This is a genomic window from Salinivibrio sp. SS2 (assembly GCF_001722075.1).
Classification (GTDB): Bacteria; Pseudomonadota; Gammaproteobacteria; order Enterobacterales; family Vibrionaceae; genus Salinivibrio; species Salinivibrio proteolyticus.
Genome location: NZ_MEBP01000061.1, coordinates 1 through 23,541, shown reverse-complemented (window position 1 = coordinate 23,541; position 23,541 = coordinate 1). Strand labels below are relative to the sequence as shown.

Here is a 23,541-nt window from a genome sequence, read left to right as displayed (position 1 = left end):
GGTCACGCGTCCTCAATGGCTTTTTGTAGCGCAGCAATCACTGTATCTTGCTGTTGCTCGGTTAAATCGGGGTAAAGCGGCAAAGTGAGTGCGCCCGCGTAATACTGTTCGGCAAGCGGGAAGTCTCCGGGCTCGAAGCCCAGAGCCTGATAGTAAGGTTGCGTATGCACAGGAATATAGTGCACGTTCACGCCAATGCCTTGCGCACGCATTGCTTCAAAAACGGCGCGGCGTGTATCGGCGTGCTCAAGCTCAATCAAATACAAATGCCATGCCGACTCAGGATCTAAAACGGGCCGCTTGACGGGCAAATCGGCCAGTGCCTGATGGTAACGCTCGGCGAGTGCAAACCGTCTGGCGATAAAGGAACGAAGCTGGGTTAACTGTGAACGGCCAAGCGCGGCATGAATATCCGAGAGGCGATAGTTCATCCCCAATGCATGCTGCTCATAACCCCAAGGCGGTAAGCTAGCGTGGCTATCTTCTGCGTCACGGGTGATCCCGTGGCTACGCAACTGACGCAGTGCTTTCGCCAATGTGACACTTTGGGTGGTGGCAACCCCAGCCTCTCCCGCGGTAACCACTTTGACAGGATGAAAACTAAACACGCTAATATCGCTGTACTGGCATCCACCCACCGCCGCTTCTTGATAGTGGGCGCCCATCGCATGTGACGCATCCTCAATAATGGCTACCTGATAACGCTTAGCGAGCGCGGCAATCTCGGCCATTGGCGCACTGGCACCGGCCATATGCACCACCACCAGCACTTTGGGCAAGGTGTGAGTAGCGGCCGCTTGCGCTAGCTTTTTCGCGAGCTGCTGGGGGCATAGGTTACGTGTGTTCGGGTCGATATCGACAAAGTCCACCTCGGCACCACAGTATCGACCACAATTGGCTGACGCGACAAAGGTAATGGGCGAGGTCCATAAACGATCGCCTGGGCCTAGTTCTAGGGCCAGACAAGCGAGATGCAGGGCAGATGTTGCGCTATTGACGGCGACCGCATGCGCAGCCCCGGTGAGTTCGGCGACGGCGGCTTCAAAAGCCGGAACTTGCGGGCCTTGCGTCAGATAATCACTTTTTAGCACCTCAAGCACAGCGGCGTAGTCTTGCTCACTAAGATGCTGCTTTCCGTATGGGATCAACGCCATACTCCTTTACTGCTCGGCGTCGAGTTGCAAAATGGCCTCGACGGTTAACACATCTGGGTTAGTGCCTGATTGATACTCAAAGCCCTCTGGCACGGACTGTCCTTTTTCGCCCAACGCATTTTCTCGGTAGTCATAATCGGCGTCGTAGAACTTAATTGTTGGGCAAATCACGTAATGCTCGGCAAATTCGAGCGTCAGATGGGCATCGTCAGCCGGACACATCACTTCATGCATTTTTTCACCGGGGCGAATGCCTATCACCTTGACGGGTGTGTTCGGGGCATAGGCGCTGGCGAGATCCGTCAGGCGAACTGATGGGATCTTAGGAACAAATATTTCTCCGCCATACATGCGCGAAAAGTTTTTCAGCACGAAATCCACCCCTTGCTGCAAGGTAATCCAAAAGCGGGTCATTTCAGGGTGAGTAATGGGCAAATGATCCGCGCCTTCCGCTGCCTTTTTCTTAAACAAAGGCACCACAGAGCCGCGCGAGCCGACCACATTGCCATAGCGCACCACCGAAAAACGTGTCTTTTGGCCCCCGGTCATATTGTTAGCGGCGACAAACAATTTATCTGAACACAGTTTGGTGGCGCCATAGAGATTATTGGGGCTGGCGGCTTTATCGGTCGAGAGCGCAATCACCTTTTCGACCCCGTTGGCAATCGCGGCTCGAATCACATTCTCTGCACCGTGAATGTTGGTCTTGATACACTCCATCGGGTTGTATTCGGCGGCAGGTACCTGCTTGAGTGCAGCAGCATGAATCACATAGTCAATGCCTTGCATCGCTTGCATTAAGCGATCGCCATCACGCACATCGCCGATAAAATAGCGCATGCAAGGGGCGTTAAAGGTTTGCTGCATTTCATATTGCTTGAGCTCATCGCGAGAGAGCACCACGAGGCGACGTGGTTGATAGCGTTCAAGCAGGGTGCGGACGTACTTTTTACCAAAAGAACCAGTACCGCCGGTGATCAGAATGGATTTGCCGTTAAACATAGGACGCCTTGTCACTAACTGTCGGGAATACAGGCAGTTTAACTGATCTGAGCAGGATTTGGCGATTCGCTACCAAAGATGATCGTCAAACCGATCCTTTTATGGTTAAAAACGTTCGCGATCTTGCCCTGAACCATCATGCCAAAGCTGGCCTTAGCACTACTAAAAGCAAACTCGTGTAACACACAAAATAACCTGAGATGTCATTCCAAATAATCAGTATTATCTTTTCTGAGACAAGTAAAAAATTTATTCCGGTGTAACATGCGTCTTCAATGGCCGCTTTGCCAGGTTCTTTGGAAAAAGTATCAGGTCTTTTTAAGAAAGGTGAAGACTCGTTTAGCTCATAAGTCGCTTCCCCGTAAAAAGGATATAACCATGCGTTACATCGCACTCGCTATATTACTTACCCTCGTCGGCTGCAAAGAGGACAGCAAACCGATTGCTGACGGATCATCGCCGATAGAGACGCCTGCTCCTGGTGACTCGACGCGCATAGAGAAAACCCCAGCGCTGACCGCTGAGCTCCAATCGAAAGAGACAATAGATGAGCAATTAGGTTTATTGTACGAGAAGTATGAACACCTGATAGACAGAAGCGACTCTGTTGCAGGAAAAGATGAAAATGGTGACGGGATTAGAGATGACATTGAAGCGTTCCTTAACGCGCTTGAAGTTAGAGAGCCGGTACGTAACGCCCTAAAGCAAAATGCACGTTATTCGCAGAAAAACCTGTATTATGATTTCAGTCAAGATACTCACGCGAACCGAAAAAAAGCATATGAAATCAGCGAAGAATACAACAAAGTTTTGGCGTGTAAAGGGTTCGTCGGCATCCCAGTTGACGATAGTATAGATACCTCTAGAACAATAAGAGCGTTAACTTATAATACCAAAAAAAGAACCATGGCCTATCTTGAGTATAATCATTTACTTGATGGTTCGACTTCAATAATGCTTGATGATAAGGAGGAGTACTGTGAATAAACAGCTATGCTTTATTATTTTCCTTCTTGTTATGCACTCCCATCAGGCACTGGCGTCTTCATGCAAAGTGTCGAAGCATTATTTATCTCATAATTAACTCCCTCATAAAAAGGATATAACCATGCGTTACATCGCACTCGCTATATTACTCATCCTCGTCGGCTGCAAAGAGGACAGCAAACCGATTGCTGACGGATCATCGCCGATAGAGACGCCTGCTCCTGGTGACTCAACGAGCATAGAGAAAACCCCAGCGCTGACCGCTGAGCTCCAATCGAAAGAGACAATAGATGAGCAATTAGGTTTATTGTACGAGAAGTATGAACACCTGATAGACAGAAGCGACTCTGTTGCAGGAAAAGATGAAAATGGTGACGGGATTAGAGATGACATTGAAGCGTTCCTTAACGCGCTTGAAGTTAAAGAGCTGGTACGTAACGCCCTAAAACAAGATGCCCGTCAGGCGCAGAAAAGCCTGTATTATGATTTCAGTCAAGATACTCACGCGAACCGAAAAAAAGCATTTGAAATCAGCGAAGAATACAACAAAGTCTTGGCGTGTAAGGATTTTGTTGGGACCCCAGTTAGGGATATAACAAACACTTCTAATACTATTGAATCTTTAACATACAATACCAAAAAAAGAACCAAGGCTTACCTTGAGTATAATCATTTACTTGATGGTTCGACTTCAATAATGCTTGATGATAAGGAGGAGTACTGTGAATAAACAGCTATGCTTTATCACTTTCCTTATTGTTATACACTCCCATCAGGCACTGGCGTCTTCATGCAAAGTGTCGAAGCATTATTTATCTTATAATTAACTCCCTCATAAAAAGGATATAACCATGCGTTACATCGCACTCGCTATATTACTCATCCTCGTCGGCTGCAAAGAGGACAGCAAACCGGTTGCTGACCAATCATCGCCGATAGAGACGCCTGTCCCTGGTGACTCGACGCGCATAGAGAAAACCCCAGCGCTGACCGCTGAGCTCCAATCGAAAGAGACAATAGATGAGCAGTTAGGTTTATTGTACGAGAAGTATGAACACCTGATAGACAGAAGCGACTCTGTTGCAGGAAAAGATGAAAATGGTGACGGGATTAGAGATGACATTGAAGCGTTCCTTAACGCGCTTGAAGTTAAAGAGCTGGTACGTAACGCCCTAAAACAAGATGCCCGTCAGGCGCAGAAAAGCCTGTATTATGATTTCAGTCAAGATACTCACGCGAACCGAAAAAAAGCATTTGAAATCAGCGAAGAATACAACAAAGTCTTGGCGTGCAAGAAGTTTGTCGGCATTCCAGTAGATGACCGTATAGATACGTCCGAGACTATAGAATCTTTAACCTATAATACAAAAAAAAGAACCAGGGCTTACCTTGAGTATAATCATTTACTTGATGGCTCGACCTCAATAATGCTTGAGGCTAAGGAGGAGTACTGTGAATAAACAGCTATACTTCGTCATTTTTCTTCTTATTATGCAGCCCTATCAGGCACTGGCGTCTTCATGCAAAGTTGAGGGCTATACTATTGCTTTTTTCAATGGTGTAGCTAACACAGAGCGAGGCGCAGATAATTCATTAGACAAGCTAATAACTACTTTAAATTACCAGCAATACCAAGGCGAAAAGGTCGATTACCAGCTTTTTTATAATGAATCTAACATTGAGAGTGGCGGTATTAATATTATTGCCGATTTAGCCGAAACCTTTGACCAGCGTACCGAAGAAATGGACCAGAGGCTGAATGATAAATGGGAACTCTTCTGGGAGTTAATGAATGGGCGCGGGGAAGGGTCAATCGCTGAAAAGCTCGGTACTATTATTTCAACTCCTATCTCATTCTTCAATGATCTTTTCTCTAAATCAAAACAAGAAGCTATCAGTTTTTTTCTTGAACGACTTAATGGGATGGTAGATTCTCCTGAGACCGAGATTACACAAAGGAATCATCGCTTAATCAATGATGCTCTGACTTGGCAAGGTAAAAAGCTGATCTATATCGCTCACTCTCAAGGCAACCTTTGGATGAATAGGTCATTTGACTACGCGACATCTCAAAAGGGATATGATGGTAGTAACGTAAAAGCAATTCATATTGCACCTGCATCACCGCTCCTTAAAGGTGACTATATTCTTTCTGGCAATGACTTGGTAATCAATGGTCTTCAGTTAACTGGTATCGGCTCAGTGCCCAAATCCAACTTTACTGCGACTGTAAGTGATAAGGGTGATATATCAGGACATAAGCTTATTGAAACCTATCTCACTGATACCAAAGCTATTTCCATGTTAAAAGCATCAGTAAGTAACGCGTTCTCAAATGTACAGACACCTGCCATGTACGACTATCTATTTGAAATTACTTATGAATATAGTCCAAACTTTGTGGCGACGCATGAGACTCCACAGATAAAAATTGTCGATAATAATAATGACTGGCTCGAAGTAGCTCCCTTACCTCGCGGCTATATTGAATTGGGACCTAATCGTAATGGGCCTCACGAACTAAGACCAGTGAACGCGATAGAAAGACTCCCTTTCACTCATGAGCGACCCCACAGAGATTTCAATACAGTCACAATTGATCAATGTGAAGATATTCCCAACGATAAAGCTTTTGTCTTAGGCGAGTACTCTAAAGAAACAGTACGGATAAGGAGCATTTGGCCTATTCCCCATAATATCTCGACAACAATAACTATTAGAGACAGATATGGTTGGGAGCTACTGACTGATTCAGTCGTCTATGGTGATTACCGAACATACTATGGATACGATTATATCGGAAGCTTTACTGAGTTTAAAGCAATGAGCTCTTACAATCAAGATGAGAAGAGATATTTAGAACGTTATAATTTAGGGAAGAAATATAGTCTTGTAGCTGATGGGATTGTTTTTACGGGCTCACTTCCATATTAAATTCTTGAAGTAAAAAGGGTGTCACAAGGTGGAGTTGCTGTTCAAGCAGGTACATAATGCGCTAATCCAAATAGCGGTATATATCAAGGCAGTGAACAGACTTTCTAATGTAAGCCGCTTCTTTTTGCCCGCCTCGCCGAGCACTTTTAGCGGGCGTTGTTGATCAAATCAGTCGTCTAACGCACTGAGGTAAAAAGAATTATTTCGGTTATTCAACTCGGTAACTGATAAATACACCGACTCTACCGATAAACGTAAAGCCTCAACCTCGTTTGTAGGCTCTGACGATCTGATCACTGCGGGAGTGACAAGTTAAATTATTTAGGAAACAGCGCCGTTTTAAGCGGCTTAGTACAACTCAAAAAGCGCCGAATGTGGGCGGCGCTTTGGAGGGACCATGTTTAGGTTAACACGCGCGTGGGCGTTAGCCTTGATGGCGAGAGGCGAGGACTTCGGTCACTTGATGGAGGCTAAGCTCTTGGTCTTGCAGTAATACCAACAGGTGATAGAGCAAGTCGGCGCTTTCGTTTAATAGCTCGGCCTTATCGCCTGCCGTGGCAGCGAGGGCGACTTCGACCCCTTCTTCCCCCACTTTTTGCGCGATACGCTTGGTGCCTTTGGCAAATAGACTTGCGGTGTAAGAGTCATCAGGCGCGGCGTCTTTGCGGCTGGCAAGTACTTGCTCTAGGCTCGATAAAAAGCCGGGGCCGGTGTGTGGCGGTTTATTGTCACTGTCAAAGCAGGTGGTCGTGCCGAGGTGACAGGTGGGTCCGTGTGGTGTCGCCGTGACCAACAAGGTGTCTTGATCGCAATCGAGTGCAATGTGCTCAAGGCTTAACACATGACCGGAGCTTTCGCCTTTTACCCAAAGGCGTGATTTACTGCGTGACCAAAAGGTGACACGACCGGTTTCGAGCGTCGCGTTCAGTGCATCGGCATTCATGTAGCCCAGCATCAACACTTGGCCGCTATCGCTGTGTTGGATAATCGCAGGCACCAAGCCGGCGTTTTTCTCCCAATCGATACGTTCTACCCATGCTGCCGTCATACTCTTACCTCGATCCCTTGTTGTTTTAATGCTTGTTTTAATTCGCTTATCGCGATGATTTGCTTGTGAAACACCGAGGCGGCCAGCGCGCCATCGACATTTGCTTGTAAAAAGGCGTCGGCGAAATGCGAAATTTCCCCCGCACCGCCGGAGGCAATCAGAGGCACCTGACAGCGCTCTCTCACCATGTTGAGTTGGGTTAAGTCATAGCCTTGGCGCACGCCATCGCGGTTCATCATATTGAGTACGATTTCGCCCGCGCCTCGCTGTTGGACTTCCTCAACCCACGCGGCGGTTTGCCAAGGCGTGGCCTGAGTGCGGCTTTCATCGCCGGTAAATTGATAGACCTGATAGTGCCCGGTCGCTTCATCGAAGAAAGAATCAATCCCAACCACCACGCACTGCACGCCAAACTTATTGGCCAGCCGAGTGATCAAACTTGGGTCGGCCAAGGCGGGTGAGTTAATCGATATTTTATCCGCGCCGAATTCCAAGATTTGTTGGGCATCGGCTTCGGATTTAATTCCACCGGCGACGCAAAACGGGATATCAATTACTTCCGCGACGCGACTGACCCAGCTTTTATCGACCACTCGGCTGTCACTGGAGGCGGTGATGTCATAAAACACCAGCTCGTCAGCGCCTTCTTCAGCGTAGCGTTTGGCGAGCGGGACGATATCGCCGATGATTTCGTGATTGCGAAATTGCACGCCTTTGACCACTTGTCCGTCGCGGACGTCCAAACAAGGAATTATCCGTTTTGCCAGCATGTGATCGCCTCCTCTGCGCTAAAGTTGCCTTCCAGTAGGGCGCGGCCGACGATCACGCCTGCGACGCCAGTATCGCGTAAGGCGCGAATGTCTTCGAGACTGCCAATGCCGCCTGACGATTGAAACGCAATGCTCGGATAGCGCTGACACAAGTCGCGGTAAAGCGCCACATTACTGCCTTGTAAGGTGCCATCGCGGGAAATGTCGGTGCATAGCACATGCTTGAGCCCGACGGACAGATAATCGTCGAGGAGCGCTTCAATGGTGACGCCGGAGTCTTGTTGCCAGCCGGACACCGCCACGCGTCGCGTCCCGTCGCTGTCGATATGAATGTCGAGGGCCAATACAATGCGGTCAGGGCCGTAGGTTTGCATCCAGCCTTTGACTAAATCGGGGGATTTGACCGCGGTGGAGCCGATCACTACGCGCTGCGCGCCGGTGTTCAGCAGCTCAATCACGTCCATTTCGGTGCGCACGCCACCGCCAATTTGGATGTTGGCAGGCGTTGATTGCAAAATCTCGGTGATTAAATCGACCTGACGCGCGTTGGGATCTTTAGCGCCGGTTAAATCCACGAGGTGCAACCAATCCGCGCCCGCTTGATGGTAACGCGCAAACTGCTCACGCGGGTCAAAACTGTAGTCGGTTTTTTGCTGATAATCTCCTTGATAAAGGCGCACCACTTGGCCGTCTATCAAGTCGAGTGCTGGTATAATCATCCTTGCTTACATCTCCAAAAAATTCTGAATCAAACGCGCGCCCACTTTGCCCGAGCGCTCAGGGTGAAACTGAACCCCGAAGTAATTGCCTCGATTGATGGCCGCACTGAACGCATGACCATAATGACATTGTGCCAAGGTGTAATCACCGACCGGCATCGCGTAACTGTGGACAAAGTAAAAGTGGCTGCCTGCGGGAATGCCATCGAATAAGGGATGGTCATTGACGGTGGCGACTCGGTTCCAACCCATATGAGGCAGAGGCTGCCCAGCGGTATCCATCAGTTTGGTGGGCGCGGGGATGTGGCCGAGGCACTCAACGGGACTATCGCCTTCATCGGAGTGCGTCCCCAACATTTGCATACCAAGACATATTCCCAGCAGCGGTTGCTCTACTTGCTTAACCAAATCTACCAAGCCGCGCTCGGTGAGGTTTTTCATCGCTTCGCTTGCCGTGCCGACGCCGGGCAAAAAGAGTTTATCTGCCCCTAGCACCACGTCCGGATCGCGGCTTAGTGTGGCTTGATACCCCAAACGCTCAACAGCAAAGCGCACTGAGGCCACATTGGCGCAGCCGGTATCGATAATGACAGTCTGTTTGCGCATTACAGCACTCCTTTACTGCTTGGCAGGGCGTCGCCTTCGACCTTGATGGCTTGACGCAAGGTGCGGCCAAAGGCTTTAAATAAGCTTTCCACCAAGTGGTGGGTGTTTTCGCCCGACACCGTCAGGTGCAGAGTACAGGCCAAGGTGTCGGTCAACGAGCGGAAGAAGTGTCCCACCATTTCGGTCGACATATCGCCCACTTGTGGCTGCGGGAAGCTGGCCTCAAATTTCAAATAGGGGCGTCCGGATAAATCCAATGCACATTGCGCCAAGCACTCATCCATCGGCAGGCTAAAGCCAAAACGGCCAATGCCGCGCTTGTCACCCAGCGCCCGTTTGAGTGCGTCGCCCAACGCGAGGGCGGTATCTTCAATGGTGTGGTGGTCGTCGATGTGCAAATCGCCTTTTACGCGAACGTTGAGCTGAAAACCGCCGTGGGTGGCAATTTGATCCAACATGTGGTCAAAAAAGCCCAGTCCGGTTTCAATGCGACTGCCGCCACTCTTATCCAGGTTAACATCTACCTGAATGTCGGTTTCTTTGGTGGTGCGGGTGACGCTGGCCAGTCGCGGCTGCTGGGTGAGACGCTCGACAATCTGTGGCCAGCTCATCACGTCGCGTTGGTATTTGATGCCTTGTAGCGCCATATTGTTTGCTAAGGTGATATCGGTGTCGCGATCGCCAATTACCGCTGATTGGGCGAAATCAATTCGGCCTTGCTGTAGATAGTCTTTCACCAAGCCTAGTTTGGGTTTGCGACAGCTACAGTCATCGCTATCAAAGTGCGGGCAAATCAGTACGTCTTCAAAATGGATCCCTTGTGAGCGAAACAGGGCCATCATCATGTTGTGTGGCGCATCAAAGTCCGCTTGCGGGAAGCTCTCGGTTCCCAGACCATCTTGATTGCTCACCATCACCAAGGTGTAACCCGCCGCTTGCAGGCTGATTAGTGCAGGGATCACGTCCGGCTCAAAGGCCAATTTATCCAGACGATCCACTTGATAATCTTCAGGCGGCTCAACAATTAAGGTGCCATCACGGTCAATAAATAAAATCTTGTCTTTCACAGTGGTTGTCCTTATTCACTGAGTTGCTGGCGGATAAAGGCCAGCACTTTTTCACATTCGTCACGGTTACCAATGCTGATGCGCAAGCTGTTGGCAACGGCGGTCTGACGCACAATCATGCCGGCACGCCCTAAACGTGCGAACACTGCGTCAGCGTCATCTAGCGTGATGAGCAGATAATTACCAAAGCCCGGATGCACCTCGACGCCGGGTAGCATACTGAGACCGGCTTGCAGGTAGGCACGGTTGGCGGTTAAGTCTAAAACTTGATATTTCATTCGCGCTAAACCGGCCTCGGAGAGCGCTTGTTCGGCAATGTCTGCCACGGGGACCGGCACCGGGTATGGCGGGATCACCTTGAGCATCAAGTTAATAATCGCGGGACTAGCGAGGGTAAAGCCGCAACGCAGTCCCGCCAGAGCAAACGCTTTTGATAGGGTGCGCAAAATGGCCAGATTCTCAAAGCGTGCGAGCAAGTCGGTGCAGGTCGCTTCTGGACTAAATTCGATATAGGCTTCATCCAGCACCACAATCGCGCGATCTTGAGTGCGGGTAAGTAGCGCTTCTATGTCGTCGCGGTTAATGAGATTGCCGGTCGGATTATTGGGACTACACAGGAAGATAAGCTTGATGCTGGCATCTGCCTCCAAGGCGGTATCAATTCCTGCCATGTCTAGCTGCCAGTCGGCGGTGAGCGGGACTTGGATGGTGGTGATCCCTTGGTTTTCCGCACTGACCGCATACATGCCATAGGTAGGCGGGCAAATCAGCACGCTATCTTGGTTTGGCTCGCAAAAGGCACGCAGCAACAAATCAATCCCTTCATCGGCGCCACGAGTGGTGATGACTTGGTTCGTTGCTACGCCGGCATAGTCTGCATAGGCATTAATCAATGATGCCGGCTGGCAGCTGGAGTAGCGATTGAGCCCTTGGCCGCTTACGGTGTAAGCATTGTCAAAGGGTGACTCGTTGGCATTGAGCCAGACATCCCCGCTACCGCCGATACGGCGGGCTGACTGATAGGGAGTAAGCGCTTGTACTTGCTCACGGGCGAGTTTTTCGATACTCATGCTAACGAGTCCTCTGAGGCTTGAGTTTGTTGTAGTTTAGTCAGACGAATTTCGACCGCTTGGCGGTGTGCATCCAAGCCTTCTGCTTCGGCAATACGCATCACTGTTGGGCCCAATGCTTGCAAACCAGTGTCACTAAGCTGTTGCACTGTCATTCGCTTGGTAAAGTCGGCCAGCCCAAGGCTGCTGTAGGTGCGCGTATAACCATAAGTGGGGAGCACGTGATTGGTGCCAGAGGCGTAATCGCCCACTGACTCGGGCGAGTATGCGCCTAAGAAAATCGAGCCAGCGTTATCCAACAGGGGCAATAAATCCCTTGGCTGTTGAGTTTGCACAATCAAGTGCTCTGGCCCATAACGGTTAGAAATCGACACGCACTGAGTGAGGGTGTCGGCAATAATAATCACACTGCTGCCCAGCGCTTGTTTGGCAATCTCAGCGCGGTTGAGCGTAGTTAATTGCTGCTGCACTGCATCCGCCACTTTCTCTGCCATTTCTGGCGCGGGGGTCACCAGCACCACTTGCGAGTCGGGGCCGTGCTCCGCTTGGCTGAGTAAATCAGCGGCAACAAAGTCCGGATCTGCGCCAGCATCAGCAATCACTAACACTTCCGAGGGGCCAGCAGGCATATCCATGGCCGCACCATTAGCGGCGAGGCTCACTTGCCGTTTGGCTTCGGTGACATAGGCATTACCCGGGCCAAAAATTTTATCCACCTTGGTCACGCTTTGGGTGCCAAAGGCCATCGCCGCCACCGCTTGTGCGCCGCCAAGGGTATAAATCTCATCAATCTCGCACAGTTTGGCACAGTATAAAATTTCATCGGCCACCGGCGGTGGGGTACACAGCACTACTTTACGACAGCCGGCAATTTGTGCGGGTACGCCCAACATCAATACGGTAGAAGGCAAAGGCGCGCTGCCACCGGGAATATACAGCCCCACGCGGTTAATCGGGCGGGTAATGGATTCACACACCACCCCTGGCATGGTTTCGACTTTCAACGGCTGCGCTTTTTGCGCACGGTGAAAGGTGCTGATGTTATCGTAGGCTTGGCGTAAGGCGAGTTTAATGTCTTCTCCCAAGCGCGCTTCAGCCTCGGCCAAGGCCCCTTTGTCGAGTTTGATGCTATCCAGTTCGACACCATCAAACTTTTGGGTCAATGCTTTTAAGCTTTCATCTCCCCGCTCACGGACATCGGCGATAATCTCCGCGACGCTCGCTTGGGTTTGGGCGCCGGTTGTGATTGCAGGGCGGCGCATTAAGCCTTCTTTTTGTGACTCTCCGAGTGATTTCCAGACTACTGTACGCATGGCGACTTACTCCATCATCTTTTCAATCGGCAGGACCAAAATTGAGCTTGCGCCCAACTGCTTTAATTTTTCCATGGTTTCCCAGAACAGATTCTCGGTGCTCACAAGGTGCACAGCCACACGGTTTTTCTCGTGAGCCAACGGCAAGATGGTGGGATCTTCCGCGCCGGGGAGTAATTCGACCACTTGCTCTAGGGTGTCGTTTGGCGCGTGGAGCATGATGTATTTAGACTCTTTGGCTTGGATGACCCCTTGCATGCGAGTGAGCAAGCGTTCAATCAATGCGGTTTTTTCCTCACTGAAGCTGCCCTCGCGCTGAATCAATACCGCTTTGGAGCGAAAAATGACTTCCGCTTCTTTCAAGCCATTGGCTTCTAAGGTGGCACCGGTTGAAACGAGGTCACAAATCGCATCAGCGAGCCCTGCACGCGGCGCGACTTCGACTGAGCCATTGAGCATACAGGTGCTAAAGCTCACACCTTGTTTATCCATATAGGCTTTAAGGATGTTGGGGTAGGTGGTGGCAATGCGCTGGTTAGCTAGATCTTTTGGGCCGTTATAGCTTTGGTCTTTATCGAGGGCGATGGAGAGACGACAGCCGCCGAAATCGAGGCGGCGCAGCAGTTGATATTGGCTAGGCTCGCCCAGCTTGATGCGCTCAAGGCGTACCTCTTCTAACTCGTTTTCGCCAATTACGCCTAAATCAACCACGCCGTCCATGATAAGGCCCGGGATATCATCGTCACGGACCAGCAGCAGATCGAGAGGCATGTTTTCGGCGTGGACCACTAAACGTTCACCGGTGTAATTGATTTTTACCCCGCAGCGTTTAAGCAGCTCTTGGCATTCTTTGGCGAGGCGGCCCTTTTTTTGGATGGCGATACGTAGGCGTTGTGTTTGCATGTGTGCTTCCTTGTCTAAAAATGAAAAGCTAAAAAAGAAAAAACCCTCGGAAGACGGTGCTCCCGAGGGTCTGAATTTGTTAGCTGGCTAATGACCGACGGAAGCGCTTCTTACTCGTCTTCCAGTCGAAACCATTCCTCCCGAAAGACTAGTCAGGATGATGGTGGTGATGCATTGTCATTAGCGTTGGAGTCATTTTTTGATGTCCATTTACGTTGGTCAATCTCGTCTCTTTTTCGACAATATCAAAGTGAGCTTAGATTGCAACTCCCAATATGGAGATTTTTTCACCGCCTGCAGCGGTGAGCGGTGACGCCTAATCAAACGGTGGCGCCTATACGTAGACATCCAGCGAGCCATCATCTTTTTTGCGTGGCGCGTTCTCTTTTTCAGCTTGTGGTGACGCATCATGATCCGATGGGTCATCCAAGCGGCGTTGTTTGCGCTCTTCAATGCTGGCCTGTTTCTTAATCGCCCAAACTTTTGTGGGTGGTGCAGAGGGCTTTCGGTACACAGGACTTAGGTTGCCAAGCCAATTCATAGTGCGTCCTCCTAGCGTCTTAATTAGAGTATCGACCAGAGAACGCAAAACTTGATTGTTTTTTGAGCAGTTTAGGGTGGGTTAGCCACAACACTTTTTAAATTTGCGTCCGCTGCCACACGGGCAGGGGTCATTACGTCCCGCTTTGACATGACCGGGGAAGACACCATCGATATATCGCCACTGAAGCTGTCCATCGATCGTTTCTTTGACAAAACGAGAGCGCTCGAACAGGCACTGAGGCTCACCGTCGGCAATAAAGTGAGCTTTGAAGGTCACAAAGCCAAGTGCACCTTGTTGCAACACCTCGCTATCGAGCACTTCAAGAGACTGCCACTGATGTTGGGTCATGGTGGTAATGTCTTCACGAAACGATCTGGCGCCACATTCACTGTGATAGGTCGCAACAATAAAATCCACCAAGCCTTTGGGGTGTGCACTATAACGAGCGCGCATCAATTGCTCAGGATGAGACGCATTGGCAGGGTTTTGGTGAATAGGGGCGCAACAGTCTTGATAGGTTTTATGACTGCAACAAGGGCATAAGTCAGTTTGCATAGCTTTCTCTTCACAATAGGCTGAATGGCTTAGCGATGGGTAAAGTTGCGGGTTTGTAAGTCACACCCTTGGGCACTACACACCAAGACAGAACCGTGATCATACCAGTCGCCTAACACAATCCGTTGGTACGCGGTGCCGTGTTGATGCCATTGATGAATATGAGGGCGATGGGTGTGGCCGTGAATCATGTTAGTGACTCCCGCATTATCTAACTGGCGCTGCACTTCTTGCGGCGTCACATCCATGATGGTGGATGACTTTTGCTGGTTGGCATTGGCACTGCCTGCGCGCATTTTGGCCGCAATCTTACGGCGCCATGTTAGCGGCAAGCACAAAAAGAGTCGCTGCAACCAAGGCTGGTGGACTTTGCGGCGAAACGCTTGATAGTCAACATCCTCTAAACACAAGGTATCCCCGTGTAAGATCAGGGTAGGGATGCCATATAAATCGATGCACTCAAGCTCGTTTAACAGGGTTACGCCAGTTTCCATAGCAAAGCGTTGACCAATCAAAAAATCGCGATTGCCATGAATAAAATATACCGGCACGCCGCGCTCTGTCACCGCAGAAAACGCCGCTTTAATTTGTTGGTGAAACGGGCTGTTATCATCATCACCAATCCATGCTTCGAATAAGTCCCCGAGTACATAGAGCGCCTCGGCGTGTATCACTTCCTGCTGCATAAAACGTTCAAAGCAGTCGGTAATATCAGGCCGCGTTGGGCTTAAATGGAGATCGGCAATAAAGAGGGTATGTGGCATGCGTTGGCTTTATGATGGTAATAAAAGAAAGGGTAGCCTGAGCTACCCTTGTTGACGAGTGCGGCTTAGTCTTCGATAGTCACGCTATCGATCAAGACTTCTTCAACCGGCACGTCTTGGTGGACATAACCCCAGTTACCGGTGGCAACGCCTTTAATTTTGTTCACGACGTCCATGCCATCAACCACTTCTGCGAATACACAGTAGCCCCAGCCATCTGGCGTTTTAGCTTTGTGATCGAGGAACAGGTTGTCATTAACGTTGATGAAAAACTGCGAGCTTGCTGAGTGCGGCTCCATAGTGCGCGCCATCGCAACCATACCTGTGCGATTGCTTAAGCCGTTATCCGCTTCGTTTTTAATCGGTGCGCGGGTTGGCTTTTCTTCCATGCCAGAGGCCATGCCACCGCCTTGGACCATAAAGCCGTCAATCACGCGGTGGAACAGGGTTCCGTTGTAAAAGCCGTCACGGCAGTATTGTAAAAAGTTCTCGACCGTAGCCGGTGCTTCGTCCGCAAACATGCGTAATTTGATGTCACCGAACGTGGTATGAAGAGTCACCATGATGTAATCCTGTCATTGGCTTGGCTATAAGGAGCCAAGATTTTAGCCTAACAACGTCTCTGATCAAGCTCGATCCGTGATACAAGCCGAATTAATCCATATTCTCTGGTTCAAAATGATGCAGCAAGGTCTTCAAAAGGCCGGACAATTGGTCTTGTTGTGCTTGACTCAACGGGCTCAACATTTTGTGTAAGTTATCGGTGTGCGCCACCACTGCATCATCAATCAATTGCAGTCCAGCGTCGGTCAATGAAACATAAACACCACGGCGGTCATTGGGATCTGGACTGCGTGCAACCAACCCTTTCTGCTCAAGGCGATCAATTCGATTGGTCATTGCACCTGAGGTTAGCATCAGCGATTGCAGCAGCTGGTTGGGGGTAAGCGTGTGCGGTTTGCCTGAACGGCGCAGCGTTGCGAGGACATCAAACTCCCCCGGGTTTAAGTTGAATTGATTGAACACCTGCTGAAGGCGCGGATTGATATGCCCTACCACGCGCGCCAACCGCCCGGTAATGGCCATCGGAGAGGGGTCGATATCAGGGCGCTCTTGATGCCACTGAGACAAAATCATATCGACTTTATCGGGCGAACCGAACTTGGATGAGGATGGCGTGGCGACTTGGTGTTGCTTGGTTGATCGTGTCATGAAAATACCGTGGTTTATTTATCGGTAAAGATTCTTTACAAGAAGCTAAGCGATCTTGTCCATGAGCTCAACCACTCATGACAGTTTTTAGTAACGAGATGTGAGTGAGATCGTAGACAACAATTCGGGCAAGACAGCCTGTTGCGTGTCTGTCGTGCTTGCGTCAAGCAGGTATAAAAGGTGTAATAGTCCATTCATTCTAATTTTGTCACTATCGTAACGAGTAACCAAAACCACTATGTCGACGCCAACTAACACGTTAAAGATATACAACTCATTGACGCGAGAGAAAGAGATCTTTCAACCCATCACGCCGGGAAAAATCGGCATGTATGTCTGTGGGGTGACCATTTACGATCTTTGTCATATCGGTCATGGGCGTACTTTCGTGGCGTTTGACATGATCTCACGTTATTTGCGCCATCGTGGTTATGACTTAACGTTTGTCCGCAATATTACCGACATCGACGATAAAATTATCAAACGTGCGGCGGAAAACGGCGAAAGCTGTGAGTCACTGACTGAGCGTTTGATCAGTGAAATGCATCAAGACTTTGATGCGCTCAACATGGCACGTCCCGATATCGAACCTCGCGCCACCGACTACATTGATGAAATTATCTCGCTAGTCGAAAAGTTGATTGAGCGAGGCTTTGCTTACGTTGCAGACAATGGCGATGTGATGTTCGAAGTCGCGAAATTTGACGATTACGGCAAGCTATCCAAGCAAGATCTTGAACAACTGCAGGCCGGTGCCCGTGTGGATGTGGAAGCCGCGAAGCGTAGCCCTCTCGATTTTGTATTATGGAAAATGTCTAAGCCGGGCGAACCAACTTGGGAGTCGCCATGGGGAGCCGGTCGTCCGGGCTGGCACATCGAATGTTCGGCGATGAACTCCGCGATTTTAGGTGATCACTTTGATATTCACGGCGGCGGCTCTGACTTGCAGTTCCCACACCACGAGAATGAAATTGCACAGTCTTGCTGCGCGCACAACACCCAGTATGTGAATACGTGGATGCACAGTGGCATGGTGATGGTTGACCGTGAAAAGATGTCCAAATCTTTGGGGAACTTCTTTACTATCCGCGACGTGTTGGCGCACTACGATGCTGAAACCGTGCGCTACTTCTTGCTGTCCGGTCACTATCGCAGCCAGCTCAATTACAGCGATGAAAACCTCAATCAAGCCCGTTCAGCGCTCGAGCGTCTGTACACTGCATTGCGAGGGCTCGACGAGGCAACACCAGCCGGTGGCGATGAGTACGTAGCACGCTTTGAAGCGGCGATGGACGATGATTTCAATACGCCAGAAGCCTACTCCGTGCTCTTTGATATGGCGCGTGAGGTTAACCGCTTACGCGGCGATGATATGGCAGCGGCATCCGCACTGGGTGCGCAAATGCGTAAATTGGCGTCGGTTCTTGGTTTGCTTGAGCAAAATGCCGATAGCTTCTTGCAAGGCGATGCAGGCGCGGACGATGAAGTGGCAAAGATTGAAGCCCTCATTCAAACACGTAATGACGCCCGTAAAGCCAAAGACTTTGCGGCTGCCGATGCGGCGCGCGATGCGCTCACCGCGATGGGCATTGTGCTAGAAGATGGTCCTCAAGGCACCACTTGGCGTCGTAAGTAAGCCAAAGCATAGCGCCCTCTAACGACTCACCCAAAAAACGGAGCCCCAAAGCTCCGTTTTTTCTTATCCGAATCGCATGCTTTTATTGGCACTCATGTTTTACTCGCGATAGTGGTGGTGCTATTCCAATCAAAGCAGCTGTTACAGTCCGGGTGTCATCACGCGTTTGTCGGCTTCCGGCAGCTCACTACCGCAATGCTTACAAAATGACGCATCGGACTCATGGCCGCTTTTTGAACAATTCGGACACTTTACTAAGTTGCGATGCAGTGACATCTGCTGGCCAATCTCAGCGGTGATGATCCCGGTCGGCACGGCAATGATCGAGTAGCCCATCAACATGGTGAATGACGCCAAGGCCTTACCCACATCGGTTTGCGGTACAATATCACCATAGCCGACCGTGGTGAGGGTGACGATCGCCCAGTAGATGGCATAGGGGATACTGGTAAAGCCGTTTTCTGGCCCTTCAATCACATACATGAGTGCGCCGAACACGGTGACTAGAATTGCCACGGAGAAAAAGAAAATCATCACCTTGCGCGACGATAGCATCATCGAACGGAGTAAGATGTTGGAGTCTTCCAAAAAGCGCATCAACCTCAGAACCCGAAAGATACGTAAAACCCTTAGTAGGCGTACGACCATTAAATAGGTGGTGCCGGGAACAAAAATCGCGATATAGGTCGGCAAAATTGCAAGTAAATCGACGACACCATAAAAGCTACGCGCGTAAGCAGAAGGACGTGGAGAGCAGTAAAGGCGCAGTATGTACTCAATGGTAAAGATGCCGGTAAAGCCCCACTCAATCCAATACAACCAGTTGGACCACTTAGCGTGAAAGCTAGCAATCGACTCCAGCATCAGTACCACCATCGAAGCGAGGATCAGCACGATCAAGGCGATATCAAATGCTTTTCCATGCGGTGTGTCAGTGCCAAAAATGGTGGTATATAAATAGCGTTGTACTCGGTTTTGCGCGTCGGCCATAAGAGGTCCTTGCTATGAATGACCGTGATATTGGGCCGAAAAAAAACCGGCACTGCAACCTTTGCTGCGTGCCGGTTATACGTAACTGTGGCTCGGATTACATTTAGCTCAGTCCGGGGAACAACGCCCGCATTCCTGAGGCAATAAACTCAATGCCTAACGAGCCTAGAATAAGGCCCATGATCCGAGTAATGACGTTGATGCCCGTTTGGCCGAGAAAGCGCACTACCGCAGGACCCACACGAAACAGTCCCCAAATGCCGGCGGCAAAGATCACTAAGGTGCCAATCAGTGTCAGCGTGCTCCACGTATCTGGGTATTGAGAGCCGTAAACAATGGTGGAGCTGATCGCGCCCGGGCCAGCCAGCAAAGGCATCGCCAGCGGCACTACACCGACTTGTTCCCGACTGATCGACTCAGACTGCTCTTGCTTGTTTTGCTTACCTTCGCCGAGTTTCCCGTTCATCATGGTAAAAGCAATACTCAGTAATAGCATGCCTCCCGCCACGCGGAACGAGTCCAGCGAAATACTGAACAAATCCAACAACATTTGTCCGGCCAGCAAGGAAACAATCAAGATGACGGCGACGGCGATCGCGGCAGTATAGGCCGTGCGATTGCGTTCTTGTTCATCGAGATGGGCGGTCAAGGTGACAAAAACGGGCATGATACCAATGGGGTTAACAGCGGCAAAAAGCCCGACAAAAAACTGTACGAAGATCATGGGGTCGAAGGCTGCCATGGCGACTCTCGTGATGCGGTGAGGAAGTCCAGTTTCTCTCGGGTTAATGGTTGCGTCAGTATAGCGAGCTCAGCCCAAAAACCAACCGCTTGAGCTTGCATTTTATGCATTTACTGATTGCGTTTCTTTAAACGGATTTGTTGATGTGCTACAGGTGGCCGATCACTGTCACGCAACTTTCTCTCAGCAAACTATACTGAGGGTCGAGTGACGTGGACATAAATAACAACTTCAGCGGCTATTTGTTGAAAATTTCATACAATACCCGCCTTTGGTACTGAGATGTAATGTAAATTATATGTTGCATTGGTGAAAAATTTAGACACATACGCAGTGTGCTACAAAAATAATAAACCCAGTAACAATGGGGATTAAACGCAGAGATTATTGATATTGATTTGATAACAAATGATCGAGATCAAGTTGTTGATGCTGTGAAAATTTATACTCAGTTTTGAAAGTTATTTACTAAATGCCACGCACCAAACCGCGTCGCTAACTGTCAGAAACATCGGTTAGCCCGCAACAATGCTGCGGCAAGCAATTACTAAATGATTTTCAAATATGAACCAGGAGATGACTATGCCTGTCACTAATATTGCTGAACTCAACGCCATGGTTGAGCGTGTCAAAAAGGCACAAAAAGAATTTGCCACCTACTCACAGGAGCAAGTTGACAAAATCTTCCGTGCAGCCTCGCTTGCCGCGAACAATGCGCGTATCCCTCTGGCCAAACAAGCTGTTGAAGAGTCAGGCATGGGTATCTTGGAAGACAAGGTAATCAAAAACCACTTCGCGTCTGAGTTTATCTATAACAAATACAAAGATGAGAAAACCTGCGGCATTCTAGAAGAGAATGACGAGTTCGGCACCATCACTATCGCTGAGCCTGTAGGCCTTATCTGTGGTATCGTTCCAACCACCAACCCGACTTCTACCGCGATTTTCAAATCACTGATTTCTTTGAAAACCCGTAACGGTATTATCTTCTCGCCACACCCACGTGCGAAAAACTCAACCAATGATGCGGCTAAACTTGTGCTGGAAGCAGCGGTTGCAGCAGGTGCACCGAAAGACATCATCGGCTGGATTGACCAACCTTCAGTTGAGCTTTCTAACGCATTGATGAAGCATGATGACATCAACCTGATCCTTGCGACCGGTGGTCCAGGCATGGTTAAAGCGGCTTACTCATCAGGTAAACCTGCGATTGGTGTAGGTGCGGGTAACGTGCCGGTCGTGATTGACGAAACAGCGGATATCAAACGTGCGGTTGCATCTGTATTGATGTCAAAAACCTTCGATAACGGTGTGGTCTGTGCATCAGAGCAAGCGGTTATCGTGATGGACGAAGTGTACGACGAAGTGAAAGAACGTTTTGCTTCTCACAAAGCCTATGTCCTGAGCAAAGCTGAAGCAGACAAAGTGCGTAAAGTTATCCTGATTAACGGTAACCTGAACGCAGACATCGTTGGCCAGCCCGCCACCAAGATTGCCGATATGGCCGGTGTGAGCGTGCCGTCTGACACCAAGGTACTGATCGGCGAAGGCCTTGAAATCAGCATCGAAGAAGAATTCGCTCACGAGAAACTCTCGCCAACCTTGGGTATGTTCCGTGCGAAAAGCTTCGAGCACGCCGTGGATATGGCATGCAAAATGGTAGAAATGGGCGGTATCGGTCATACCTCTGGCCTATACACCAACCAAGACGTTAACCAAGATCGCATCAAATACTTCGGCGACCGCCTGAAAACAGCGCGTATTCTGGTGAACATCCCAACCACTCACGGTGGTATCGGTGACCTGTATAACTTCAACGTTGCACCATCACTCACACTGGGTTGTGGCTCTTGGGGCGGTAACTCGATTTCTGAAAACGTTGGGCCTAAACACCTGATGAACAAGAAAACTGTTGCGAAGCGAGCTGAGAATATGCTGTGGCACAAACTACCAAAATCTATCTACTTCCGTCGCGGCAGCCTGCCAATCGCGCTGAGTGATTTGGAAGGCAAGAAACGTGCGATGATCGTGACTGACCGCTTCTTGTTCAACAATGGTTACTCTGACGATATCGAAAAAATGCTCAAAGCGCAGGGCATGGATGTGACCACCTTCTTTGAAGTGGAAGCCGATCCTACTTTAAGCGTGGTACGCAAAGGTGCCGACGCGATGAAGAGCTTCCAGCCAGACGTGATCATTGCCCTAGGTGGTGGTTCACCAATGGATGCAGCGAAAATCATGTGGGTTATGTACGAGCACCCTGAAACTGCGTTCGAAGAGCTAGCAATGCGCTTTATGGATATCCGTAAACGTATCTACAAGTTCCCGAAAATGGGTAAAAAAGCGGAGCTGGTTTGTGTAACGACCACATCAGGTACAGGCTCAGAAGTGACGCCGTTTGCGGTTGTTACCGACGACGAAACCGGTGCCAAATACCCACTGGCTGATTACGAGCTGACACCACAGATGGCGATTGTTGATGCCAACTTGGTAATGAACATGCCGAAGTCTCTGACTGCCTTTGGTGGTTATGATGCGATTACACACGCTTTGGAAGCTTATGTGTCAGTACTGGCAAGCGAATACTCTGACGGTCAAGCGCTACAAGCACTGAAACTGCTGAACGAGTATCTACCAGCGAGCTATGCGCACGGTGCGAACGACCCAATTGCACGTGAAAAAGTACACAATGGTGCGACCATTGCCGGTATTGCGTTTGCTAACGCCTTCTTGGGTGTGTGTCACTCAATGGCGCACAAAATCGGTGCTGAGTTCCACTTACCACACGGCCTTGCTAACGCACTGCTGATTTCAAACGTGGTTCGTTTCAACGCCAACGACAACCCAACCAAACAAACTGCGTTCTCGCAGTACGACCGCCCACAAGCACGTCGTCGTTATGCAGAAGTTGCGGATCACTTAGGTCTGTCTCAAGACGGTGACCGCACAGCGCAGAAGATTGAGCGTCTCCTCGCTTGGTTGGAAGAAATGAAGTTGAAACTGGATATCCCTGCGTCTATCCAAGCGGCCGGTGTCCCAGAAGCTGACTTTATTGCCAAACTTGATGAGCTTGCGGAAGAAGCGTTCGATGACCAATGTACTGGTGCGAACCCACGCTACCCACTGATCAAAGAGCTGAAAGAAGTGCTGTTGGCTTCTTACTACGGTAAGCCATATGTTGAAGGTGAAACTTTCGAAGGCACCACGGTTATCAAGAAAAAAGATGACCAACCAGCGGCAGCGCCAACCAAAGCGGGCGCAGACAAAAAAGGTGCGAAAGCAAAAGCCTAATCGCGACGCTTTCACCGAATAAAAATCAAGACCCGCCGAGGCGGGTCTTTTTTTGTTTGCCCAGCGAAGCTGGCAAACCCGTCAGGTTGAAAGAAACCTGAATCGCCCCGACTGAGGGGAAGATAATCCGACTCGCAAGGGCGTTGCTGGCCAACGGCAGGGTCTGAAGGAAGCGATAGGAAGTTAGAGGCACACAACGCAAGTGAACCTGTTTCGGCTTGATAGGTGGGTAAG

24 protein-coding genes and 1 other annotated feature are annotated in these 23,541 nt (G+C 49.8%); of the genes, 6 read left to right on the top strand and 18 right to left on the bottom strand.

The genetic code is table 11. The features are described 5' to 3' along the window. Positions 1-2: 2 nt before the first annotated feature. Together pseC and pseB are read right to left on the bottom strand one after the other, a co-directional pair. Positions 3-1,148, bottom strand: a complete 1,146-nt coding sequence (pseC, locus tag BGK46_RS04300) for a UDP-4-amino-4,6-dideoxy-N-acetyl-beta-L-altrosamine transaminase (protein ID WP_069587352.1) — start codon at positions 1,146-1,148, stop codon at positions 3-5. Positions 1,149-1,160: 12 nt separating this feature from the next. Next, positions 1,161-2,156 (bottom strand): UDP-N-acetylglucosamine 4,6-dehydratase (inverting), encoded by a 996-nt coding sequence (gene pseB / locus BGK46_RS04295; protein WP_069587340.1) that lies wholly within the window; start codon positions 2,154-2,156, stop codon positions 1,161-1,163. Positions 2,157-2,534: 378 nt separating this feature from the next. Here pseB and BGK46_RS04290 point away from each other — a divergent pair, with 378 nt between their 5' ends. The 4 genes from BGK46_RS04290 to BGK46_RS04275 all read left to right on the top strand — a co-directional run bounded on the left by BGK46_RS04290 (position 2,535) and on the right by BGK46_RS04275 (position 6,077). After that, positions 2,535-3,143 carry a chromosome partitioning protein ParA gene (locus BGK46_RS04290; protein ID WP_069587339.1) on the top strand — a complete coding sequence of 203 codons (609 nt, stop codon included), beginning with the start codon at positions 2,535-2,537 and terminating at the stop codon, positions 3,141-3,143. 121 nt (positions 3,144-3,264) lie between these two features. Beyond that, the gene (locus BGK46_RS04285) at positions 3,265-3,873 is read left to right on the top strand and encodes a chromosome partitioning protein ParA (protein WP_069587338.1); all 609 of its coding nucleotides are present in this window, start codon (positions 3,265-3,267) and stop codon (positions 3,871-3,873) included. Positions 3,874-3,994: 121 nt separating this feature from the next. Then, complete coding sequence (locus tag BGK46_RS04280) at positions 3,995-4,603, top strand: chromosome partitioning protein ParA (protein ID WP_069587337.1); 609 nt, start codon at positions 3,995-3,997, stop codon at positions 4,601-4,603. After that, on the top strand, positions 4,596-6,077 hold the full coding sequence (locus tag BGK46_RS04275; protein ID WP_254659655.1) for a hypothetical protein: 1,482 nt from the start codon (positions 4,596-4,598) through the stop codon (positions 6,075-6,077). Before BGK46_RS04280 ends, BGK46_RS04275 begins: the two co-directional genes overlap by 8 nt. Positions 6,078-6,501: 424 nt before the next feature. Here the strand turns inward: BGK46_RS04275 and hisIE are convergent, their stop codons facing one another. From hisIE to BGK46_RS04210, 13 genes are all read right to left on the bottom strand, one after another. Next, a complete protein-coding gene (gene hisIE, locus BGK46_RS04270) occupies positions 6,502-7,125 on the bottom strand; it encodes a bifunctional phosphoribosyl-AMP cyclohydrolase/phosphoribosyl-ATP diphosphatase HisIE (protein ID WP_021022340.1) in 624 nt (207 codons plus the stop codon). Next, on the bottom strand, positions 7,122-7,895 hold the full coding sequence (gene hisF / locus BGK46_RS04265) for an imidazole glycerol phosphate synthase subunit HisF (protein ID WP_069587336.1): 774 nt from the start codon (positions 7,893-7,895) through the stop codon (positions 7,122-7,124). Before hisF ends, hisIE begins: the two co-directional genes overlap by 4 nt. Further along, positions 7,877-8,614, bottom strand: a complete 738-nt coding sequence (hisA, locus tag BGK46_RS04260) for a 1-(5-phosphoribosyl)-5-[(5-phosphoribosylamino)methylideneamino]imidazole-4-carboxamide isomerase (RefSeq protein WP_069587335.1) — start codon at positions 8,612-8,614, stop codon at positions 7,877-7,879. The genes hisF and hisA overlap by 19 nt, the downstream gene beginning before the upstream one ends. 6 nt (positions 8,615-8,620) lie before the next feature. Continuing rightward, entirely contained in the window at positions 8,621-9,220 is a 600-nt protein-coding gene (gene hisH / locus BGK46_RS04255) for an imidazole glycerol phosphate synthase subunit HisH (RefSeq protein ID WP_069587334.1), read from the bottom strand. Next, complete coding sequence (gene hisB / locus BGK46_RS04250; RefSeq protein ID WP_069587333.1) at positions 9,220-10,287, bottom strand: bifunctional histidinol-phosphatase/imidazoleglycerol-phosphate dehydratase HisB; 1,068 nt, start codon at positions 10,285-10,287, stop codon at positions 9,220-9,222. Before hisB ends, hisH begins: the two co-directional genes overlap by 1 nt. A gap of 11 nt (positions 10,288-10,298) precedes the next feature. After that, on the bottom strand, positions 10,299-11,351 hold the full coding sequence (hisC, locus tag BGK46_RS04245) for a histidinol-phosphate transaminase (protein ID WP_139130730.1): 1,053 nt from the start codon (positions 11,349-11,351) through the stop codon (positions 10,299-10,301). Between the two features lie 2 nt (positions 11,352-11,353). After that, entirely contained in the window at positions 11,354-12,670 is a 1,317-nt protein-coding gene (gene hisD, locus BGK46_RS04240; protein WP_069587331.1) for a histidinol dehydrogenase, read from the bottom strand. A 6-nt stretch (positions 12,671-12,676) separates the two neighbouring features. Continuing rightward, on the bottom strand, positions 12,677-13,573 hold the full coding sequence (hisG, locus tag BGK46_RS04235; RefSeq protein ID WP_069587330.1) for an ATP phosphoribosyltransferase: 897 nt from the start codon (positions 13,571-13,573) through the stop codon (positions 12,677-12,679). Positions 13,574-13,607: 34 nt separating this feature from the next. After that, positions 13,608-13,746, bottom strand: a sequence feature (His leader region). A gap of 161 nt (positions 13,747-13,907) precedes the next feature. Then, complete coding sequence (locus BGK46_RS04230; protein ID WP_069587329.1) at positions 13,908-14,114, bottom strand: hypothetical protein; 207 nt, start codon at positions 14,112-14,114, stop codon at positions 13,908-13,910. Between the two features lie 81 nt (positions 14,115-14,195). After that, positions 14,196-14,672: a YchJ family metal-binding protein gene (locus tag BGK46_RS04225; protein WP_069587328.1), complete on the bottom strand. Its 477-nt coding sequence runs from the start codon at positions 14,670-14,672 to the stop codon at positions 14,196-14,198. Between the two features lie 29 nt (positions 14,673-14,701). Then, the gene (gene lpxH / locus BGK46_RS04220) at positions 14,702-15,436 is read right to left on the bottom strand and encodes a UDP-2,3-diacylglucosamine diphosphatase (protein WP_069587327.1); all 735 of its coding nucleotides are present in this window, start codon (positions 15,434-15,436) and stop codon (positions 14,702-14,704) included. A 65-nt stretch (positions 15,437-15,501) separates the two neighbouring features. Next, on the bottom strand, positions 15,502-15,999 hold the full coding sequence (locus tag BGK46_RS04215) for a peptidylprolyl isomerase (protein ID WP_069587326.1): 498 nt from the start codon (positions 15,997-15,999) through the stop codon (positions 15,502-15,504). A gap of 91 nt (positions 16,000-16,090) precedes the next feature. Then, positions 16,091-16,648, bottom strand: coding sequence for a MarR family winged helix-turn-helix transcriptional regulator (locus tag BGK46_RS04210; protein WP_084781261.1), 558 nt, complete (start codon positions 16,646-16,648; stop codon positions 16,091-16,093). A 238-nt stretch (positions 16,649-16,886) separates the two neighbouring features. On the opposite strand from BGK46_RS04210, the gene cysS reads away from it, so the two are divergent. Then, complete coding sequence (gene cysS / locus BGK46_RS04205; protein ID WP_069587325.1) at positions 16,887-18,284, top strand: cysteine--tRNA ligase; 1,398 nt, start codon at positions 16,887-16,889, stop codon at positions 18,282-18,284. Positions 18,285-18,425: 141 nt separating this feature from the next. On the opposite strand, the gene BGK46_RS04200 is transcribed toward cysS, so the two are convergent. Both BGK46_RS04200 and BGK46_RS04195 read right to left on the bottom strand, forming a co-directional pair. After that, positions 18,426-19,274, bottom strand: coding sequence for an ion transporter (locus BGK46_RS04200; protein WP_069587324.1), 849 nt, complete (start codon positions 19,272-19,274; stop codon positions 18,426-18,428). A gap of 103 nt (positions 19,275-19,377) precedes the next feature. Further along, the gene (locus BGK46_RS04195) at positions 19,378-20,016 is read right to left on the bottom strand and encodes a YchE family NAAT transporter (protein WP_069587323.1); all 639 of its coding nucleotides are present in this window, start codon (positions 20,014-20,016) and stop codon (positions 19,378-19,380) included. 582 nt (positions 20,017-20,598) lie between these two features. Here BGK46_RS04195 and adhE point away from each other — a divergent pair. Further along, positions 20,599-23,307, top strand: a complete 2,709-nt coding sequence (gene adhE, locus BGK46_RS04190; protein ID WP_069587322.1) for a bifunctional acetaldehyde-CoA/alcohol dehydrogenase — start codon at positions 20,599-20,601, stop codon at positions 23,305-23,307. An 11-nt stretch (positions 23,308-23,318) separates the two neighbouring features. Here adhE and BGK46_RS17715 read toward each other — a convergent pair. Further along, positions 23,319-23,541 (bottom strand): hypothetical protein (locus BGK46_RS17715; protein ID WP_217492718.1); only part of this gene is annotated, 223 nt, incomplete at its 5' end.

Bases quoted from the DNA above. Each gene is read 5' to 3' on its own strand.
- pseB (WP_069587340.1), bottom strand. From the start codon at position 2,156: ATGTTTAACGGCAAATCCATTCTGATCACCGGCGGTACTGGTTCTTTT.
- BGK46_RS04290 (WP_069587339.1), top strand. From the start codon at position 2,535: ATGCGTTACATCGCACTCGCTATATTACTTACCCTCGTCGGCTGCAAA.
- BGK46_RS04285 (WP_069587338.1), top strand. From the start codon at position 3,265: ATGCGTTACATCGCACTCGCTATATTACTCATCCTCGTCGGCTGCAAA.
- BGK46_RS04280 (WP_069587337.1), top strand. From the start codon at position 3,995: ATGCGTTACATCGCACTCGCTATATTACTCATCCTCGTCGGCTGCAAA.
- hisIE (WP_021022340.1), bottom strand. From the start codon at position 7,125: ATGACGGCAGCATGGGTAGAACGTATCGATTGGGAGAAAAACGCCGGC.
- hisF (WP_069587336.1), bottom strand. From the start codon at position 7,895: ATGCTGGCAAAACGGATAATTCCTTGTTTGGACGTCCGCGACGGACAA.
- hisA (WP_069587335.1), bottom strand. From the start codon at position 8,614: ATGATTATACCAGCACTCGACTTGATAGACGGCCAAGTGGTGCGCCTT.
- hisH (WP_069587334.1), bottom strand. From the start codon at position 9,220: ATGCGCAAACAGACTGTCATTATCGATACCGGCTGCGCCAATGTGGCC.
- hisD (WP_069587331.1), bottom strand. From the start codon at position 12,670: ATGCGTACAGTAGTCTGGAAATCACTCGGAGAGTCACAAAAAGAAGGC.
- hisG (WP_069587330.1), bottom strand. From the start codon at position 13,573: ATGCAAACACAACGCCTACGTATCGCCATCCAAAAAAAGGGCCGCCTC.
- BGK46_RS04230 (WP_069587329.1), bottom strand. From the start codon at position 14,114: ATGAATTGGCTTGGCAACCTAAGTCCTGTGTACCGAAAGCCCTCTGCA.
- BGK46_RS04225 (WP_069587328.1), bottom strand. From the start codon at position 14,672: ATGCAAACTGACTTATGCCCTTGTTGCAGTCATAAAACCTATCAAGAC.
- lpxH (WP_069587327.1), bottom strand. From the start codon at position 15,436: ATGCCACATACCCTCTTTATTGCCGATCTCCATTTAAGCCCAACGCGG.
- BGK46_RS04215 (WP_069587326.1), bottom strand. From the start codon at position 15,999: ATGGTGACTCTTCATACCACGTTCGGTGACATCAAATTACGCATGTTT.
- BGK46_RS04210 (WP_084781261.1), bottom strand. From the start codon at position 16,648: ATGACACGATCAACCAAGCAACACCAAGTCGCCACGCCATCCTCATCC.
- cysS (WP_069587325.1), top strand. From the start codon at position 16,887: ATGTCGACGCCAACTAACACGTTAAAGATATACAACTCATTGACGCGA.
- BGK46_RS04200 (WP_069587324.1), bottom strand. From the start codon at position 19,274: ATGGCCGACGCGCAAAACCGAGTACAACGCTATTTATATACCACCATT.
- BGK46_RS04195 (WP_069587323.1), bottom strand. From the start codon at position 20,016: ATGGCAGCCTTCGACCCCATGATCTTCGTACAGTTTTTTGTCGGGCTT.
- adhE (WP_069587322.1), top strand. From the start codon at position 20,599: ATGCCTGTCACTAATATTGCTGAACTCAACGCCATGGTTGAGCGTGTC.